This is a genomic window from Pseudomonas sp. H3_D04 (assembly GCF_054669175.1).
In genome coordinates this window covers 4,858,338-4,876,503 of record NZ_CP162801.1, presented here as the reverse complement: position 1 = coordinate 4,876,503, position 18,166 = coordinate 4,858,338, and the positions used below count along the sequence as shown (strand labels likewise).

At 58.6% G+C, this 18,166-nt stretch carries 11 protein-coding genes and 1 pseudogene; 5 read left to right on the top strand and 7 right to left on the bottom strand.

What is annotated here, in order from left to right; all coding sequences use genetic code 11:
* Positions 1 to 162 precede the first annotated feature (162 nt).
* Complete coding sequence (locus tag AB4N91_RS22615; protein ID WP_102593602.1) at positions 163 to 1,704, top strand: alkaline phosphatase D family protein; 1,542 nt, start codon at positions 163 to 165, stop codon at positions 1,702 to 1,704.
* A 131-nt stretch (positions 1,705 to 1,835) separates the two neighbouring features.
* Here AB4N91_RS22615 and AB4N91_RS22610 read toward each other — a convergent pair whose 3' ends face one another.
* Together AB4N91_RS22610 and AB4N91_RS22605 are read right to left on the bottom strand one after the other, a co-directional pair.
* Entirely contained in the window at positions 1,836 to 4,364 is a 2,529-nt protein-coding gene (locus AB4N91_RS22610; protein WP_154911886.1) for a PepSY domain-containing protein, read from the bottom strand.
* 241 nt (positions 4,365 to 4,605) lie between these two features.
* Positions 4,606 to 6,912 (bottom strand): annotated as a pseudogene (locus AB4N91_RS22605) (TonB-dependent receptor); the annotation flags it as partial.
* 206 nt (positions 6,913 to 7,118) lie between these two features.
* Here AB4N91_RS22605 and AB4N91_RS22600 point away from each other — a divergent pair.
* Both AB4N91_RS22600 and AB4N91_RS22595 read left to right on the top strand, forming a co-directional pair.
* Positions 7,119 to 7,799 carry a Fe2+-dependent dioxygenase gene (locus AB4N91_RS22600; RefSeq protein WP_077747399.1) on the top strand — a complete coding sequence of 227 codons (681 nt, stop codon included), beginning with the start codon at positions 7,119 to 7,121 and terminating at the stop codon, positions 7,797 to 7,799.
* The gene (locus AB4N91_RS22595) at positions 7,796 to 8,572 is read left to right on the top strand and encodes a tetratricopeptide repeat protein (RefSeq protein ID WP_154911884.1); all 777 of its coding nucleotides are present in this window, start codon (positions 7,796 to 7,798) and stop codon (positions 8,570 to 8,572) included. Before AB4N91_RS22600 ends, AB4N91_RS22595 begins: the two co-directional genes overlap by 4 nt.
* Before the next feature lie 75 nt (positions 8,573 to 8,647).
* On the opposite strand, the gene AB4N91_RS22590 is transcribed toward AB4N91_RS22595, so the two are convergent.
* The gene (locus AB4N91_RS22590) at positions 8,648 to 9,811 is read right to left on the bottom strand and encodes a type III PLP-dependent enzyme (protein WP_010463443.1); all 1,164 of its coding nucleotides are present in this window, start codon (positions 9,809 to 9,811) and stop codon (positions 8,648 to 8,650) included.
* 1,358 nt (positions 9,812 to 11,169) lie between these two features.
* Here AB4N91_RS22590 and AB4N91_RS22585 point away from each other — a divergent pair.
* Positions 11,170 to 12,354, top strand: coding sequence for a DUF2599 domain-containing protein (locus AB4N91_RS22585; protein WP_010463441.1), 1,185 nt, complete (start codon positions 11,170 to 11,172; stop codon positions 12,352 to 12,354).
* Between the two features lie 61 nt (positions 12,355 to 12,415).
* On the opposite strand, the gene AB4N91_RS22580 is transcribed toward AB4N91_RS22585, so the two are convergent.
* Genes AB4N91_RS22580 through AB4N91_RS22565 form a run of 4 tightly spaced genes read right to left on the bottom strand, consistent with a single transcriptional unit; the run spans position 12,416 to position 15,866 of the window.
* The gene (locus tag AB4N91_RS22580) at positions 12,416 to 13,573 is read right to left on the bottom strand and encodes an osmoprotectant ABC transporter ATP-binding protein OsmV (protein WP_010463440.1); all 1,158 of its coding nucleotides are present in this window, start codon (positions 13,571 to 13,573) and stop codon (positions 12,416 to 12,418) included.
* Complete coding sequence (locus AB4N91_RS22575) at positions 13,570 to 14,223, bottom strand: ABC transporter permease (RefSeq protein WP_010463438.1); 654 nt, start codon at positions 14,221 to 14,223, stop codon at positions 13,570 to 13,572. Before AB4N91_RS22575 ends, AB4N91_RS22580 begins: the two co-directional genes overlap by 4 nt.
* Before the next feature lie 12 nt (positions 14,224 to 14,235).
* Complete coding sequence (locus tag AB4N91_RS22570; protein WP_010463436.1) at positions 14,236 to 15,129, bottom strand: glycine betaine ABC transporter substrate-binding protein; 894 nt, start codon at positions 15,127 to 15,129, stop codon at positions 14,236 to 14,238.
* A gap of 20 nt (positions 15,130 to 15,149) precedes the next feature.
* Positions 15,150 to 15,866 carry an ABC transporter permease gene (locus AB4N91_RS22565; protein ID WP_010463434.1) on the bottom strand — a complete coding sequence of 239 codons (717 nt, stop codon included), beginning with the start codon at positions 15,864 to 15,866 and terminating at the stop codon, positions 15,150 to 15,152.
* 364 nt (positions 15,867 to 16,230) lie between these two features.
* On the opposite strand from AB4N91_RS22565, the gene AB4N91_RS22560 reads away from it, so the two are divergent.
* Complete coding sequence (locus AB4N91_RS22560; RefSeq protein WP_010463432.1) at positions 16,231 to 17,814, top strand: peptide chain release factor 3; 1,584 nt, start codon at positions 16,231 to 16,233, stop codon at positions 17,812 to 17,814.
* Positions 17,815 to 18,166: the final 352 nt, after the last annotated feature.

The following is an 18,166-nucleotide window of genomic DNA, read 5'->3' as shown; positions in this document are numbered from 1 at the left end:
CCACGTTGTAGGAGCGAGGCTTGCCCGCGAAGACGGTTTAACATTCAACAAATAGGTGTCTGTCAGATCGCCTTCGCGGGCAAGCCTCGCTCCTACAGGGGGGGCGGTGTCACACCGGTTTCATGCGCACGTGCTTTAGTTTTCCTTTTCAGGGAGAACACCATGAGCGAATTCGACCTCGGCCGTCGCCGTGTCATGCAAGCCGTCGGCGCCGGGCTATTGCTTCCAGGGCTGGCGCCGGCCGTCATCGCCTCGGTCAAGGACCGTCCGCAGCTCACCGATGGCGTGCAGTCCGGCGATCTGATGGGCGATCGGGCGATGATCTGGAGCCGCAGCGACCGACCGGCGCGGATGGTGGTCGAATGGGACACCCGCAGCCTGTTTGGCAACCCACGCCGATTCGTCTCGCCATTGGCCGATGCGCGTAGCGATTTCACCGCACGGGTCGAGCTCACGGGGCTGCCGGCCGATCAGGCGATTTTCTATCGCGTGTATTTCGAAGACGCCCAAAGCGGTGTCACCAGCGAACCCTGGTTCGGTCATTTGCGCAGCGTGCCGCAAACCCGGCGCGACCTCCGTTTTGTCTGGAGCGGCGACACCGTTGGCCAAGGCTTCGGCATCAATCCGGACATTGGCGGCATGCGCATCTACGAAGCCATGCGTCTGCGCCTGCCCGACTTCTTTATCCACAGCGGCGACACCATCTACGCTGACGGCCCGGTGCCGGCGCAACTGGCCACCGAAAGCGGCCGGGTGTGGCGCAATATCACCAGCGAAGCCAAGAGCAAGGTCGCCGAGACACTCGACGATTATCGCGGTAACTACCGCTACAACCTGATGGACGAGAACATCCGTCGCTTCAACGCCGAAGTCCCGCAGATCTGGCAGTGGGATGACCACGAAGTGGTGAACAACTGGTCACCGGGCAAGCAATTGGATGAGCGCTACAAGAGCAAAGATATCCACAGCCTGGTCGGTCGCGCCCGCCAGGCCTGGCTCGAATATGCGCCCATGCGTTTGCAGAGCGCCGATGGCGGCGGGCGGATTTATCGCAAGCTCGGTTATGGGCCGATGCTGGATGTGTTCGTGCTGGACATGCGCAGCTATCGCGAAGCCAATGACGACAACCTCGGCACTGCCAAACCGTTTCTCGGTCGTGAGCAACTCGACTGGCTCAAGGCTTCGTTAAAAGCCTCCAGTGCTCAATGGAAGGTCATCGCCGCCGACATGCCGATCGGCCTCGGCGTCCCCGACGGAGAAGTCAGCCCCGGTGTCGCGCGCTGGGAAGCAGTGGCCAACGGTGATCCCGGACCGGCCCAGGGACGTGAACTGGAAATCGCTGAACTCTTGGGCTTTTTACGGGCGCAGCAGGTGCGCAATTACGTGTTCCTGACGGCCGATGTGCATTACTGCGCAGCCCACCATTACCACCCGGACCGCGCCGCATTCCAGGACTTCGAACCGTTCTGGGAATTTGTGGCCGGGCCGTTGAATGCCGGGAGCTTCGGACCCAATCCGCTGGACAAGACCTTCGGGCCCGAGGTGGTTTTCGAGAAAGCACCACCGGCGCAGAACACCTCGCCGTTTGCCGGGTTCCAGTTTTTTGGCGAGGTGAATATCGATGGGCAGACGGGGGAGATGAGTGTGGTGTTGCGGGATCTGGATGGGGTGGCGGTGTTTGAGCGCAAGCTTCAGCCAGCCTGACCGTTTCCACCAACAACACACAACCAATGTGGGAGCGAGCCTGCTCGCGAATGCGGCTTCACATTCAACAGCGTCGTTGTCTGACCCACCGCTTTCGCGAGCAGGCTCGCTCCCACAGGGATTGTGGTGGTTCAGTAGACGTCGCGGCGGTAGCGGCCCTGCTCGATGAGGCGGTCGACTTCTGCAATCCCGAGCACTTCGTTGAGTACGTGATCCACGCCTGAAGCCATCCCCTGCAAGCTCCCGCAGATGTAAATCACGGCGCCGTCAGCCAGCCATTGCTTCAATAGATCGGCCGACTCACGCAGCCGATCCTGCACATAAATCTTCTCGGCCTGATCCCGCGAGAACGCCAGGTCCAGTCGCTCCAGATCGCCTGAAGTCAGCCATTCCTCAAGCTCATCGCGGCACAGATAGTCGTATTCCCGATGACGCTCACCGAACAGCAGCCAATGCCGTTGCTGCCCATCGGCAATGCGTGCCTTGAGCAAACTGCGCAGTCCAGCCAGCCCGGTGCCATTGCCCAGCAGGATCATCGGCACCGGCTCGGTCGGTAGATGGAACCCGCTGTTACGCCGCACTCGCAGGCTGATGGTGCCACCCACCGGCGCGTGTTCGGTCAGCCAGCCGGAGCCGATGCCCAGGCTGCCATCGGTGTGCATTTCCTGGCGCACGATCAGTTCCAGAATGCCGTCAGCCGCAATCGAAGCAATGGAGTATTCGCGCATGGCCAACGGCACCAGCGCATCGACCAGTGCCTGAGCGTGCAGGCCGACCAGATGGGTTCTGTTTTCTGGCAGTTGTCGGCTGGCGAGGGCGTGCTCCAGCGGTTGCGACAAGCCACTGAAGGTCACCATCGCCCGGCCTTCAATACCCAGGCCATCAAGGAAATGCTCGATTGCCCACGGGCAATTGCGGGGCAGGACTTCCACCAGATCCCCCGCCAGCCAACTGCTGGTGGTCGGTGCGGTGAGGCCCAGCAAGTACACCGGTGAACCGCTGCTGTCCGGGTTCATCAACTCGCGGCGGGTCAGGGTCCAGTTGTCGTAGCTCGGCGCCTGCCAGGTGTCGACCGGTGCTTGCCCGGTCAACAGGCCGAGTTGCTGCTGCCAGTGACGCAAGGCGTAAGGGTCGCCGCTGTCGACTTCCACTGGGGCGAACAACGTCTTGCCGCCATGCTCGCCAAGCCAGGTGTGCAAGCGTCGGGCGAAGCCGCAGAAGTGGTGATATTGGCGATCACCGAGACCCAATACCGCGTAGTTCAGGCTTTCCAGGTTCGACGCCTGGCCCAGCACCTTGCGTTCGAAACCGCGGGCGCTGTCCGGCGCTTCGCCGTCGCCGAAGGTGCTGACTACGAACAGCGCATTGCTGGATTCACGCAAATCCTGTTCGCTGACATTCGCCAAGGGTTGGACTTTTACCGGCAGGCCGGCCGCCTGCAATTGCCCGGCAGTTTGCCACGCCAGTTGCTCGGCAAAGCCGCTTTGGCTGGCGAAGCCGATCAACCAGGCTGGCGCATTGTTGCCCGTTTGCGCGAAGTTTTTGCGGGCGTCCTTGATCTGCTTTTTCTTGCGGCGACGGTCCAGGTACAACAACCAGCCAGTGACAAAGAACAGCGGCATGCTCAGCGCGGTGAGGGTCAGGATGATCCGCCCGACGATGCCGAAGTAACTGCCCACGTGCAGCGCGTAAATGCTGGTCAGCAGTTGTGCCTTGAGGCTCTTGTCACTGTAACGGTCATGCCGTTTGACGAGGCCGGTGGCCGGATCGAGGCTGATCTGGTTCAGCGCACGGTCATGGGGCGAGGAGTTCAACAGGTAGAAGACCGTCGCCGGTTGGCCGGCCACGGGCGGCATGCGGATGTTGTAGGCACTAAGTGCCGGACCTGCGGCGCTGTAGATGCTGCTCCACATGGCGGCGTAATCGGCGGTGGGCGCCGGGCCGCTTGGGGCAGGACCTCGACCGCCGCGCACGCGCTCGTTCTGCGGAGAGTCGGACAGCAATTGGGTCAAGCCCTTGTTGTACCACTCATAGGACCAGGACAACCCGGTCAGCGCTGACAGGAGGTAAAACACCAGGCACCAGGTACCGGCCACCGAGTGCAGGTCCCAGTTGAAACTGCGGCCCTTTTTCTTCCAGTCGAGGGTCAGCCAGGCGCGCCAGTTTTTCCATTGGCGCGGCCAGCGCAGGTACAGGCCGGACAGGCAGAAAAATACCAGGATCAGCGTACAGGCCCCGGTGATCTGCCGCCCGGTATCGCCCATGGCGAGGAAGCGGTGCAGTTGCAGCATCAGGCCGAAGAAGTCCTGACCGGTGGCTTCACCCATGAACTGGGCGGTGTACGGATCGAAGTAGCGCATCTCGCCCCGGCGTTCGCCCGGTGGCGGGGTGAAACTCACCCGCGCGGCGTTGCCGCTGTCGGTCTCGACCCAGAGCATCGCGACTTTCTTGCCGGAGGCGCCCTCGATTTTTTCCACCAGTTCGGCGGGCGGCAGGACGCCGGCAACCTGCTTCTCGACCTGCAGCACAGAAGGATTGAGCACGCTGAGGATTTCATCCTCAAACGACACCATCGCCCCGGTGATGCCCATCAGGGCCAGGACCAGCCCGGCACTGATGCCGAAAAACCAGTGCAACTGGAACAGGGTTTTCTTCAACACGTCGCTCGCCTTGTTCGTTCGAAATAATCATCACGGCGCGCATTATGCCGTGGGTTGCTGAGAAACATTCTTTTTTACGTACAAAAGCCCCGTTCATGCAGATGAACGGGGCCTGACCTTATATCGCCGGCTGCTTTATGTGGGAGCGAGCCTGCTCGCGAAGGCTGTAGCCGTCGCCACAGATGAGGTGCGGCAACCATCCATTCGCGAGCAGGCTCGCTCCTACATTGATCAGAAGTGGGAAGTTGGTGCTCAGCAATGCCGTGCGGCCAGCCGCCTGGTTGGCGAAGTGGGTCGAGAAGGCTTTGTCGTAGTAGGTTTCGTCGGTCAGGTTCTGCACGTTCAGTTGCAGGTCGACGTTTTTGCTCAACTTGTAGGCAGCCATTGCGTCGTAACGAACATAGGACTCGACCATGGTGGTGTTGGCCACGCTGCCGAAGACGTCGTCGACATAGAACGCACCACCACCGATGGTCAGCTTCGGCGTGACCTGATAGGTCGTCCACAGGCTGGCACTGTTTTTCGGGGTGTTCGGCAGTTCGTTGCCATCGTTGGCTTTACCCAGCGGGCCGCCGTCTATTTGCTCGCTGTCCATGTAGGCGTAACCGGCGAAGACTTGCCATTTTTCGGTGATCTTGCCGCTGGCCGACAATTCGATGCCCTGCACGCGGGTTTTACCGGCGTTTTCATAGGACGTGGTGTCGACCTGGACGCGGGCGTTGTCTTTCTCGGTGCGGAAGATATCGGCGGTCAACGACAGGCGATCGTTCAGCAAGTCCCACTTGGTGCCGATTTCGTAGTTCTTGGTGGTTTCCGGCTCCATGTCGCTGCTCAGCAGATTGCCGTTGCGATCCGGCGTGCCGCCCAACGGGTTGCCTTCCTGACCTTCGCCCAACGTGTTGCCCGGTGGCGTGGCGGAGGTGGCGTAGGACGCGTAGATGCTGCCGTTTTCGGCCGGTTTGTAGACCACGCCGAACTGGCCGGTCACGAACTCGCTGACGTCATCCCCTTTGGACGTGGTCACGCTGGACGCGTTGTAGGTTTTGTATTTGGTGTCGAAATGGTCGTAACGCAGGCCCATGTTCACCAGCCATTGCTCGGACAACTCGAGGGTGTCGAACACATACAGCGCGTAGGTATCGGACTCGGTATCAGTGCCGGCGTAGTTCCGCGAGATCGCACCGTTCCATGGGTCGTTCGGGTTCGGGTTGGCCAGCGAGGTGCAGTTGTAGCCGCTTGGCGCGCCGATCAGTGCCGGCGAGCAGTTGGTGGTCGACGCCGCGGTTCGAGGGGTGGTGTCGACGTTGACGTTGTACGAGGATTTCTGGCTTTCCTCGCGGCTCAGCTCGATGCCGGTGGCGAAGCTGTTTTTGAAGCCCGCAATGTAGACGTCACCAAACAGATCGGTCTGGTTCGTGGTGGTCTCGGTGTTGCTCACGCGAGTGTTGGCCCGGCGCCAGACGCTGCCGTTGTTCACGTTGCCCTTGCTGTCGTCCGGCTGGGTCAGGATGTAATCCTGCATGCTGCTGCCGTGGCGCAGGGTGTTCTTGACGGTCAGCGCATCGCTCAGGTCGTGCTCGATGGCAAAGGTTGCCGTGTCGGTGCGGCCCTTGCGGAAATCGCGATCCAGCCCGTAGAAGTTGCTGTGATCGCCGCCGGCGAACGGCTTGTCCGGACTCGACTTGGTGCGGGCGGCGGAACCTGCGACAGGGATGGTGTACGGAATGCCCGAGTCTGGCGTGTCGTTGCTTTCCAGATGGTAGTAATCGAGGTTGACCCGGGTGTCGGTGCCCAGGCCGAATGCCAGCGACGGCGCGATGCCCCAGCGGTCGTAATCGACGCTGTCACGGCCGGCGACATTGCTTTCGTGGCTCATCAGGTTCAGACGGCCAGCGGCGGTGTCGGTGAACTGGTAGTTGCCGTCCAGGGTGTAACGCTGGGTCTGGTCCGAACCCCAGGTAAAACCACCGTCGAACGAGTCGCCCAAGTGGGCCTTTTTGCTCACCAGGTTAATGCTGCCGCCCGCCGCGCCACGGCCGCCAATGGCCGAGTTCGGACCTTTGCTGACTTCGATGGACTCTACGGCGAAGATCTCGCGGCTCTGCGAACCGGTGTCACGCACACCGTCCAGATAGGTGTCGCCCTGAGCGTCGAAACCACGAATGAACGGACGATCGCCTTGTGGGTTTCCACCTTCACCGGCACCAAAGGTGATGCCCGGAACGGTGCGCAGCGCATCCTGCATATTGAGGGCTCCGGTGTCCTTGAGCACTTGCTGCGGGATGACGGTGACCGAGCGCGGTGTGTCCACCAGCGGTGCGGTGTACTTGGGCGAGGAGGCTTTTTCAACGTTGTAGGAAGTCGCATCCTGGGCTTCGCCAGTGATGGAGGTCGCCCCCAGGGAAATCGCATTGCCCGGCGCTTTTTCGTCGGCCTTTTCGGCTGCGAAAACCATGTGGCCGGCAGAACCGGCCGTGATCGCCACGCCAATTGCAGACGCGAGTAAACGCGGTGAACTGACCGGTAAATGTGAGTGTTGGCGTGACATGTGAATTCCCCTCCCCAAGGATTTGAGGCCGCGGAATATAGGGTAGACGCGTATTTGTATCAATTGCGAAACGTTACTATTCGCGAGGAATTTACATTCTTTACAATTTGACCTTACGGTTTTTGATGATTGGTTCGTCGTGGGGGTTTTACACAGTCAATAAGAATCAATACCATTGCCGCCTCTTTACCTCCAGGTGTCCTCCCATGCTGCTGCACATTCCCGGCGTGTTCGCGAAAGAAGAAGTGCAGCGCATCCGCGAGGCTCTGGAGCAGGCGGATTGGGCCGATGGCAAAATCACCGCCGGCTACCAGTCGGCCAAAGCCAAGCACAACCTGCAGCTGCCTGAAGGTCATCCTCTGGCCAAGGAAGTGGGGGCGGCGATGCTTGAGCGGCTGTGGAAAAATCCGCTGTTCATGTCCGCGGCTTTACCGCACAAAGTGTTTCCTCCGTTGCTGAACTGTTACACGGCGGGCGGCAGTTTCGACTTCCATATCGACAACGCCGTGCGTCAGCCCAAGGGCGGTATCGAGCGGGTCCGCACCGACCTGTCGGCGACGCTGTTTTTCAGCGAACCGGGGGACTATGACGGCGGCGAACTGGAAATCCAGGACACCTTCGGCACCCAGCGCGTGAAATTGCCGGCCGGCGACATGGTTTTGTATCCCGGCACCAGCCTGCACAAGGTCAACGCCGTCACCCGCGGCACCCGCTATGCGTCGTTCTTCTGGACCCAAAGCCTGGTGCGCGAAGACAGTCAGCGCGCGTTGCTGTTCGAGATGGACGGGGCGATCCAGCAATTGACTCAGGACATGCCCGATCACCCGTCGTTGATCCGCCTCACGGGCACATATCACAACCTGTTGCGTCGTTGGGTCGACGTATGAGTTTCCAATTGCGCCGCGAGGAAGTCCTCGACGGTGATTCCCTCAAAGCCATGCTGGAAGAAAGCTCCGCTCGTGCAGCCCAGGCGATTCTGATCGCTGCCCGTGAAAACATTCTCGATGCTCAAGCCTTGCTCGGGCAGATTCTGCTGGACGGGAATGGCATCGGGCAGGACCAGCCGCTGGCCGTGCGCTGGTTCGGGATTGCCGCCCGGCGCGGGCATCTGATGGCGCGCAACATGCTCGGTCGTTGTCATGAGCATGGCTGGGGGTGTACGGCGGACGCTTCGGTTGCCGCGCAGCATTATCGAATCGCCGCCGACGCCGGGCTGGATTGGGCGATGTACAACTACGCCAATCTGCTGGCGACCGGGCGAGGTGTGATGGAGGATCAGGTGCAAGCGCTGAGTTTTTATCGTCGCGCCGCAGAACTGGGCCATGCGAAGTCGATGAACCTGTTCGGTCGTTATCTGGAAGAAGGACGGGGCTGTCCGGCGGATCCGCAAGCTGCGCGTGAGTGGTATCGACGCTCGGCGGTCGGTGGTGATTTTCGTGGGCAGTTCAGTCATGCCGCTGTGCTGGCCGACGAGGGGCATATCGAAGAAGCGCTGGGTTGGTTACGCAAGGCGCGGGACGGCGGAAATATAAATTTCCTGCGGGTGGCGAGTCAGACGTTGTTGACTGCGCAGAACGGGCAAGTTCGCGAATTGGCTACCGATTACGCTCAGCGCTGCGCCGACCTTGAGCGGGAGCTCGTCCCCCTGCAAGCGCTGTAGAGTGCCGGGGGAGAAGTTTTCAGACACAAAAAAGCCCATGACACGTCATGGGCTTTTTGATTGTCGCTTTAGCGCTTACAGGTAAAACGATTTCAACGGCGGGAAGCCATTGAATTCAACCGCGCTGTAACTGGTGGTGTAGGCACCGGTCGACAGCCAGTACAGACGATCACCAATCGCCAGGTTCAACGGCAAACCGTACTTGTAGTTCTCATACATGATGTCGGCGCTGTCGCAGGTTGGGCCGGCGATGACCACTTCTTCCATCTCGCCTTTCTTCTCGGTCCAGATCGGGAACTTGATCGCTTCGTCCATGGTTTCGATCAGGCCGGAGAACTTGCCCACATCCGTATAAACCCAACGCTCGACGGCGGTACGGGATTTACGCGCCACCAGCACCACTTCACTGACCAGGATGCCGGCGTTGGCGATCAACGAACGGCCTGGCTCCAGGATGATTTCCGGCAGGTCATCACCGAAGTCTTCCTTGAGGAAACGGATGATTTCTTCGGCGTAGGTTTCCAGGCTGTTGGTGCGAGTGATGTAGTTGGCCGGGAAGCCGCCGCCCATGTTGATCAGCTTGAGGTGGATGCCGTCTTCTTCTTTCAGGCGTTCGAAGATCACTTTGACCTTGGCGATCGCCGCGTCCCAGACGCTGATGTCGCGCTGTTGTGAACCGACGTGGAACGAGATGCCGTAAGGCACCAGGCCCAGGTCGCGGGCGAGGATCAGCAGGTCCATGGCCATGTCGGTCTGGCAGCCGAATTTGCGCGACAAAGGCCAGTCAGCCGTGGTCGAGCCTTCGGTGAGGATGCGCACGTAGACTTTCGAACCCGGCGCAGCCTTGGCAATGTTGCGCAGGTCTGCTTCGGAGTCGGTGGCATACAGACGCACGCCCTTGTCATAGAAGTAGCGGATGTCCTTGGATTTCTTGATGGTGTTGCCGTAGCTGATGCGATCCGGGCCAACGCCCTGGTTCATCACTTTGTCGAGCTCGTAGATCGACGCGATGTCGAAGTTCGAGCCTTTCTCTTTGAGCAGGTCGATGATTTCGACGGCTGGGTTGGCCTTGACCGCGTAGTAGACCTTGGCGAATTCGAAACCGGCGCGCAGGTCGTCATAGGCCTGGCTGATCATCGCGGTGTCGATCACCACGAACGGGGTTTCTTGTTTGTCGGCAAACGCCTTCATTTTGTTGAAGGTATCGCGCGCGAAATAGTCTTCGACGTTGATCGACATGCTGGGAACTCCTACTGGCAAACTGAAATTAACAATGGGTGCGAGGGTGTGTCATCAATGAAATCGCGAGTGCGTTGCGCCTGAGCGCGTGCCAGGCAAGGCGCAGGCCGCCGCTAATGGTCATTCCCTTCGCAAGGCCTGCAACGCAGCATGGCGCGCGCTCAGGCACAACCCGAAGGGCCGGGCCTGCTTTTGCGCAGGGCTGCGTTGCTCGTCCCTTATTTGGAACAACCAAACCGCGGGCCTCGCGCCTTGCCCTGCGCACAAAGCAGGCTCCGGCGCACTCGTGATTTCATTGATGACACACCCTCCTGAACGTCCTCCGTATCCCCACTTTGGTTCGCCTACTTCCCAAGGCATGTCGCCGAAAGCAAAAAGGCCACGGGAGGCGGTGCTTTCCCTTGGCCTTGCTGTCTCGTCGTCAGTACTTGAGCCGGATGGATCGTTTCCAGCATGGACGTTCGGCGCGAACTTTAGGGCGTGAGGGGCTTGAGATCAACAAAAAATGTCGCGTTTTTGCACGCTTCCGTCGTGCGGTCCTGGATAGCTACTGATGTAACCGACCTGCATGACAGTGTGATGTTCCCTTGGTAGGGAAATTTGAGGGGGGGCAGCGGGATTTGTGGTGCGCCATCACGATTCTGCTCGCGAAGGCACTAGATCCGGCGACAGCAGGGTTGGCCGACCCTTAGGTACTTGCCCAAACACCGGTAACTCTCTAATTGTTGAGTTATCTTCATGCGGATCCCCTCCACGGAAACAAATTGAGCACCGCATAAGTAATGATCGTTTGAATATCTCTCTATAGTCGAAAAGGTTATTTAAACTTTCCGGGTGTTTCGAAAATGATATTAAAAACTACTGTAACCTGTTATTTGTGTCAGTAGATCGCTCTCCTCATCTATCCGATACTCGAGATCGAAAGTGAGTTGAAAATTTCGGTCGAATGGAATTCGCTCGTACGGTCATAGATGCATTGCCATTATTAGGGTGAGTACTTCCCTGCGCGTTTTAGTGTGTCGGATTTCGCACGTGTCTTGCGTTTTCCTAAATAACGCAATGGGAGACTAATGTGTTTAATAATGTATTGTTAAAAGCGGCGCGCGTCACTTTGATGGTAGGAGTTGCCGTTGGCTCTCCTCTCTTGCAAGCAAGTCCCGGCACAGATGCGGCAACGCTGATGGAGTATTGGTATCGTCTCACCGCCAGGGATTGTGGCAGCGGGAAGGCTTGCATCTGACTGTTCCGGATTGATTCTTCGGGGGACGGACAGCAAAAAAGTATTCCGTCCATGGAATGCTGGTCCGAACTCGCATAACGCTGAGGCGGGTGGCAACGGTGTTGTTTCCAATGGAGGCGTGTCTGCTTCCTATCTGCGCAAGGACGCGGAATACGATGGTCTGGGTTTGCTTAAGTTTAATGGTTTTGCTTTGATACCTAATGATTTTATAAATGAAAATGACCAATTCAAAGTCACAGTGCTTTGTGCGTTTCCTATTGATGCCTGGACTTATAATCGAAACAATAACGGTTGTGGTGATTATTTTCAGGATGGCGACATCAACAATACCGTTGGTGTTCAAGAGGATTATTGTCAAAAGCTTAAGATCAGTAGCGCCTCGGGCTGGATGGCTTATTTTGATCGTCAGACCAAGGATCCGGATCCTATCAAGGCTCATCGATTTCAATGTGGGTTCGATACGACCGCAGATTATTTTGGAACGTTCAATAAGGCGGATGCTTTTAATGCCTTTATTGAAGGGCGGAAATTGATAGCCCATGATCCTGAAGAAAAAATCAGAGCTCAAACCACTCAGACGGAGTTGCGACTGCGCGTTTGGCCTGACGATAATTTTTGGAAAAGAGACTGGAACCTCAGCAGGACCCATTTTGATTCTCCCGACCCAGATGATACAAACCCGGCGACAGTTGCAAATCAGGTATTTAAGGCACTGCCTATCGCAGCATTTACGTATATCGGTGGCATCGACTTCGTTGAGACGAATGGCAAAAGCTTCGCGGGTCGCGCGCTCGCTCAGGATGACCAGCGTAGATGGAACGAGGAGATTCCATCTGGTAAAGGCGGCTGGAAACCAGTCATAAAAGTACAAATGCCGCGCACGATCGTCGAGGATGCCAAATTTGCCTATTACCCGGGCGATCAGGTCGTTGCACCGCCGGTCGACAATCGGTCCTGTGACAAATACATCGAGAAGGCTGTGTGGATTGACGACTACAAAGAGCCAGTGCTGGGAACCATCTCATCACTGACGGTGACACCAACCGAGTGCGGAAGGAAAGCCGGAGTGGGGAAAACAAATGTGGTATTTGCGGAATTAGCCAATCTGGCGGCTAACAATTCCAGTAAGGAATGGAATTTCGATCACATCGGCAGCACCATGCGCCGTCAACTCGCCTGTCATCTTGATTCCCCTGACATCGCCGCGAACAAGGCGACCTGGAGCCTTGAACCGCGTCGCCCGTACGTCGCTCATGAGGTAATAATGGAGCTGCAGGGTGACAATAAATGCAACCCTCACTAAGACGTTGAAAGCGGCGTCCATATCGCCGCCTGGTTATCAAACAGGCGGCGACAGATTAGGGTCAGGCCAGCGCAGTCTCGGCCGGCGAAACGATACTGGTCTTGCCCCCACGGGACTTGCCGGAACTGAGGTACTCGGCAATCGATTCCTGAGTCACTTCCCCCAGGAACACCCGCTCCGCATCCATCACCGGCAACCACGAGCGGTTGAACTCGTACATGCGCGACAGCAGGATGCGCAAATGCTCGTCAAACGCCGCCGTGGCGTTGAACTCACGCAAGTACTGCGCGCAAGTCCCTGTCTGACGGTGCAGGTCGCGACGTCGTACATAACCCAGCGCCTTGTTCTCACCATCGGTGACCACCACATAGCGACGGTCCAGTTCGTCCATCAACTCCAGGGCCTCGGCCACTGGGGTTTCCGGACTCACCGACGGTGCGTTATCCGCCGCGTCCTCGGCTTTCACCAACAACAGACGCTTGAGGGTGCTGTCCTGACCAACGAAGTTGCTGACAAAGTCATCCGCCGGGTGCGCCAGCAGCGTGTCCGGGTGATCGATCTGCAGCAGCTTGCCAGCGCGGAAGATTGCAATCTTGTCGCCCAGCTTGATCGCTTCGTCGATGTCGTGGCTGACCATGATCACGGTCTTGTTCAGCGCCCGTTGCATCTCGAAGAACTCGTTCTGGATCATCTCGCGATTGATCGGGTCGACCGCGCCGAAGGGTTCGTCCATCAGCAACAACGGCGCGTCGGCCGCCAGTGCCCGAATCACACCGATCCGCTGTTGCTGACCGCCGGACAACTCACGCGGGTAGCGATTCAGGTACTGCTTGGGTTCCAGCTTGATCATGCTCATCAACTCGCGGGCGCGGTCGTGGCATTTCTGTTTGTCCCAGCCCAACAGGCGCGGAACGATGGTGATGTTTTCCTCGATGGTCATGTTCGGGAACAGGCCGATCTGCTGGATCACATAACCGATGTTACGGCGCAAGGTCACGGCGTCGAGGTCGGTGGTGTCTTCGCCGTTGATCAGGATCTTGCCCGAGGTCGGCTTGATCAAGCGGTTGATCATCTTCAGCGTGGTGCTTTTGCCGCAGCCCGATGGCCCGAGGAATACGCAGATTTCGCCTTCATTGACGGTCAGGCTTACCGAGTCCACGGCTTTCACATCTTTGCCGTTGCTTTGGAAGGTCTTGCTGAGGTTTTGAAGTTCGATCATTTGAGCAGTCCTTTTGGAGTCAGCGTGCGTTGCAGCCATTGCAGAAGCAGGTCGGCGAAGATGGCCAGGAGACTGACCAGCACGGCGCCGACGATCAGCATCGACATATCGCTGCGGCTGATTGAAGCGAGAATAAGTACACCGAGGCCACCGGCACCGATGGTTGCGGCGATGGTCATGACGCCGATGTTCATGACCACGGCGGTGCGCACACCGGCCAGAATTACCGGCACGGCGATGGGCAGTTCGACCATGCGCAGGCGCTGGCCGAAGGTCATGCCGATGCCGCGAGCGGCTTCGCGAATGCCCGGTTCGACGCCGGTCAGCGCCAGGTAGGTGTTACGCATGATCGGCAGCAGCGAGTACAAAAACACCGCCGTGATCGCCGGCATCGGGCCCAGGCCCTGGCCGAATTTCGAGTAGAACGGCAGCAACAAGCCAAACAGCGCAATCGACGGCACGGTCAGCAGCACCGTGGCGCTGGCTTGCAGCGGGCCGGCGAGGGTCGGGAAGCGCGTCATCAGCACGCCCAACGGCACGCCCACGAGGATCGCCAATGTCACGGCGATGCCGACCAGGGTGATGTGCTGCCAGGTCAGGTGCAGCACCAGCGGCCAGTCGAGATGGGAAAAGGCGTTCAGAAATTCCATGTCTTTTCCTCCTCAGTTCAAGGGATGCTGGCGCAGAAAGTCTGCGGCAACGGATGAAGGGCTTTCGTGATCGACATCGACCCGCGCGTTGAGCTGGCGCATGGTGGCGTCGTCGAACAGTTCAGCCAGCGGCTTTATTTCTTCCGCCAGTTTTGGATGGGCGTCGAGGTAGTCCTGACGCACAACTGGCGCGGCGGTGTAGTCCGGGAAGTAGTGCTTGTCGTCTTCGAGCAGTTTGAGCTTGAAGGCGTTCAAGCGACCGTCGGTGGTGTAGACCAGACCGGCAAACACCTGGCCATTGCGCAGGGCGGTGTAAACCAAACCGGCATCCATCTGCCGAATGTTCTTGCGGGACAGGTTCATGCCGTAGAGATCGACCATGCCGTCCAGACCGTCGGAACGGTTGGCGAACTCGGTATCCAGCGCCACCAGATGATTGGTCTTCGCCTCAGCTTGCAGCACCGTGTTCAGCTCGCTGATGGTGTTGATCTGCGGGTAAGCCTTCGCGGTGGTTTCCGGAAGGGCCAGGGCGTAGGTGTTGCTGAATTTCGACGGAGTCAGCCAGATCAGGCCTTTTTTCGCGTCGAGTTCCTTCACCTTGGCGTAGGACTGCGCACTGTCGAGCTTCTCGGTGATGTGGTTGTAAGCCACCAGCGAGACGCCGGTGTATTCCCACATCAAATCCAGCTGACCACTTTCGTGGGCGCTACGGGCCAGGTTGCTGCCCAGACCGCCGGTCACCTGAGTGTCGTAACCCTTGGTGCGCAGGTATTGGGAGGTGATTTCCGCCAGCAGGGTTTGTTCGGTGAACACCCGGGCGCCGATGCGGATGACCGGTTTTTCTGCGGCTTGGGCGATTCCTGCGAACAGCAGGGCGCAGCCTAGAAACAAGCATATTTTTTTCATGAGATTTCCTTTGCCGAGGCTTAAGACGGGCGCAAGCCGCGTTCGAGCCAGAGGCGGCTGGCGAGTGTCACCAGGCCGTCGAGCAGCAAGGCCAGCAGGGCGGTGCAGGCCGCGCCGAGCAGCAGTTGCGGCTGATTGTTCAAGGCGATGCCAGGGAAAATCAGGCTGCCCAGGCTGTTGGCGCCGATCAGGAACGCCAGCGGTGCCGTCCCGACGTTGATCGCCAAGGCCACGCGCACGCCGCCGATGATGATCGGCACGGCGTTCGGCAGTTCGACCCGCCACAGCACTTGCGTCGGTGTCATGCCGATGCCGACGGCCGCTTCCTTGAGGGAGCCCTGAACGTTTTTCAGGCCTTCATAGGTGTTGCGCACAATCGGCAACAGCGAGGCGAGGAACAGCGCGAAGATCGCGGGGCCGCTGCCGATGCCGAGGATCCCCAGGGCGATGGCCAGTACGGCAAGAGGCGGCACGGTGTTGCCGATGTTGAAGATCTGCATGAAGCGTTCAGCGCGGCCCACCATGCTCGGGCGGCTGAGGAAAATACCGGCGGGGATGCCCACAACGAGGGCGGCCAGCATGGAGACAAGGACGAGGATCAAGTGAGCTTGCAGGTAAAACAACAAATCGTCGCGGTAATGTTCGATCGTGTTGATGCCAATCCAGTGGACCAGCAGGGCCAGGAGAGCGACGACAACCGCACCTCCTATCAGCCCCTTGCCATAGCGAATAGCCACAGGCGGACTCCTTTTTTCTTTGTCGGCGAACGCAGTCCCGTGTGGCATGCCATTCCTGGCTGCCGGGAAAAACAACGTTCGCGAGAAGCAGCTCTTCATGCTGATGCAACCGCATGAGATCGAGCCATAAGCGCAGCCTCGTCAGGCTAACTTGCAGGTTTTTCAAACCCTGCTACGAGAGCTGTAACAGGGGAGTGGACGTCTGCACCTTTTAAAAGGTTCCATAATTAGCAGCAATTAGCCACCCTTGATCTCCCTTTGGACCTGTCGATCGCCATGGGCGAGAGGGCGAACGGTGGTCCGTGACGGTCGGTTTGCGCTATACTCGCCGCCCTTTTTTGAATCACCTGCCAGGCGATTTCCCATGACCAAACAGGCCGCCGAAGTCGCGAAACGCCGCACTTTCGCCATTATTTCCCACCCCGATGCCGGTAAAACCACCATCACCGAGAAGCTCTTGCTGATGGGCAAGGCGATTGCGATTGCGGGCACGGTGAAATCCCGTAAATCCGACCGCCATGCCACCTCCGACTGGATGGAAATGGAAAAGCAGCGTGGTATCTCGATTACCACGTCGGTCATGCAGTTCCCATATCGCGACCACATGATCAACCTGCTCGACACCCCGGGCCACGAAGACTTCTCCGAAGATACCTACCGCACCCTGACGGCGGTGGACTCGGCCTTGATGGTCCTCGACGGCGGTAAGGGTGTAGAGCCTCGGACCATCGCGCTGATGGACGTCTGCCGTCTGCGTGACACGCCGATCGTCAGCTTCATCAACAAACTCGACCGTGACATCCGCGACCCGATCGAACTGCTAGACGAAATCGAAGCGGTCCTGAAGATCAAGGCGGCGCCGATCACCTGGCCGATCGGTTGCTACCGTGACTTCAAGGGCGTTTATCACCTCGCCGACGATTACATCATCGTGTACACCGCGGGCCACGGCCACGAGCGCACCGATGTCAAAATTATCGAGAAGCTCGATTCCGACGAAGCTCGCGCGCACTTGGGCGATGAATACGACCGCTTTGTCGATCAGCTGGAACTGGTGCAGGGCGCCTGTCACGAATTCAATCAACAGGAATTCCTCGACGGCCAGCTGACGCCGGTGTTCTTCGGTACTGCCCTGGGCAACTTCGGTGTCGATCACGTGCTCGATGCCGTGGTCAACTGGGCGCCGAAACCGTTGGCCCGTGTTGCCAACGAGCGTACCGTCGAGCCAGTCGAAGAGAAATTCACCGGCTTCGTGTTCAAGATCCAGGCGAACATGGACCCTAAACACCGCGACCGTATCGCGTTCATGCGTATCTGCTCCGGCAAGTACGAAAAAGGCATGAAGATGCGCCACGTGCGCACCGGCAAGGACGTGCGGATCGGCGACGCGCTGACCTTCTTCTCCTCCGAGCGCGAGCAACTGGAAGAAGCGTTTGCCGGCGATATCATCGGCCTGCACAACCACGGCACCATCCAGATCGGCGACACCTTCACCGAAGGCGAAGCCCTGAGCTTCACCGGTATCCCGCACTTCGCCCCGGAACTGTTCCGTCGCGTGCGCCTGCGTGATCCGCTGAAATCCAAGCAACTGCGTCAAGGCTTGCAGCAATTGGCAGAAGAGGGCGCCACCCAAGTGTTCTTCCCCGAGCGCAGCAACGACATCATCCTCGGCGCCGTCGGTGTGCTGCAGTTCGATGTGGTGGCCAGCCGCTTGAAAGAGGAATACAAGGTCGAGTGCTCTTACGAGCCGATCACCGTCTATTCCGCTCGCTGGATCGATTGCGACGATAAGAAGAAATTCGAGGAGTTCCGGGTCAAAGCCGTGGAAAACCTGGCGGTCGATGGCGGTGGTCACCTGACGTACCTGGCGCCGACCCGGGTCAACCTGGCGTTGATGGAAGAGCGCTGGCCGGACGTGAAATTCCGTGCGACGCGTGAGCATCACTAAGCGCTGAGTCGCAAAATCAAAAGCCCCGGTCGTGAAAGCGCCGGGGCTTTTTCATGCCCGACACAATTCCCTGTGGGGGCGAGCCAGCTCGCGATGTTGGTCAGGACGTCACGGTTTATCAGGCGGCCCGCATTATCGTTGACGTCTTTCGCGAGTGCTGGCCGGACGTGAAATTCCGCAAGGCGGGCGAACATCATCAAGCGATGAGTCAGTACGCGTACGTCAGGCATTTCTGTAGGCGTGTTTACGGAGTTCTGTAGCTGGGCTCTGCTTTTTACTTCTCTAGTCTTTTACGCGAGACATGGAAGTCGTTGACGTCTAGCTTCCGGTGGACATTTCGCAAGTAGCGACT

Coding starts and splice junctions, on each gene's coding strand:
- AB4N91_RS22615 (WP_102593602.1), top strand. CDS start 163: ATGAGCGAATTCGACCTCGGCCGTCGCCGTGTCATGCAAGCCGTCGGC.
- AB4N91_RS22600 (WP_077747399.1), top strand. CDS start 7,119: ATGCTGCTGCACATTCCCGGCGTGTTCGCGAAAGAAGAAGTGCAGCGC.
- AB4N91_RS22595 (WP_154911884.1), top strand. CDS start 7,796: ATGAGTTTCCAATTGCGCCGCGAGGAAGTCCTCGACGGTGATTCCCTC.
- AB4N91_RS22590 (WP_010463443.1), bottom strand. CDS start 9,811: ATGTCGATCAACGTCGAAGACTATTTCGCGCGCGATACCTTCAACAAA.
- AB4N91_RS22580 (WP_010463440.1), bottom strand. CDS start 13,573: ATGATCGAACTTCAAAACCTCAGCAAGACCTTCCAAAGCAACGGCAAA.
- AB4N91_RS22575 (WP_010463438.1), bottom strand. CDS start 14,223: ATGGAATTTCTGAACGCCTTTTCCCATCTCGACTGGCCGCTGGTGCTG.
- AB4N91_RS22570 (WP_010463436.1), bottom strand. CDS start 15,129: ATGAAAAAAATATGCTTGTTTCTAGGCTGCGCCCTGCTGTTCGCAGGA.
- AB4N91_RS22560 (WP_010463432.1), top strand. CDS start 16,231: ATGACCAAACAGGCCGCCGAAGTCGCGAAACGCCGCACTTTCGCCATT.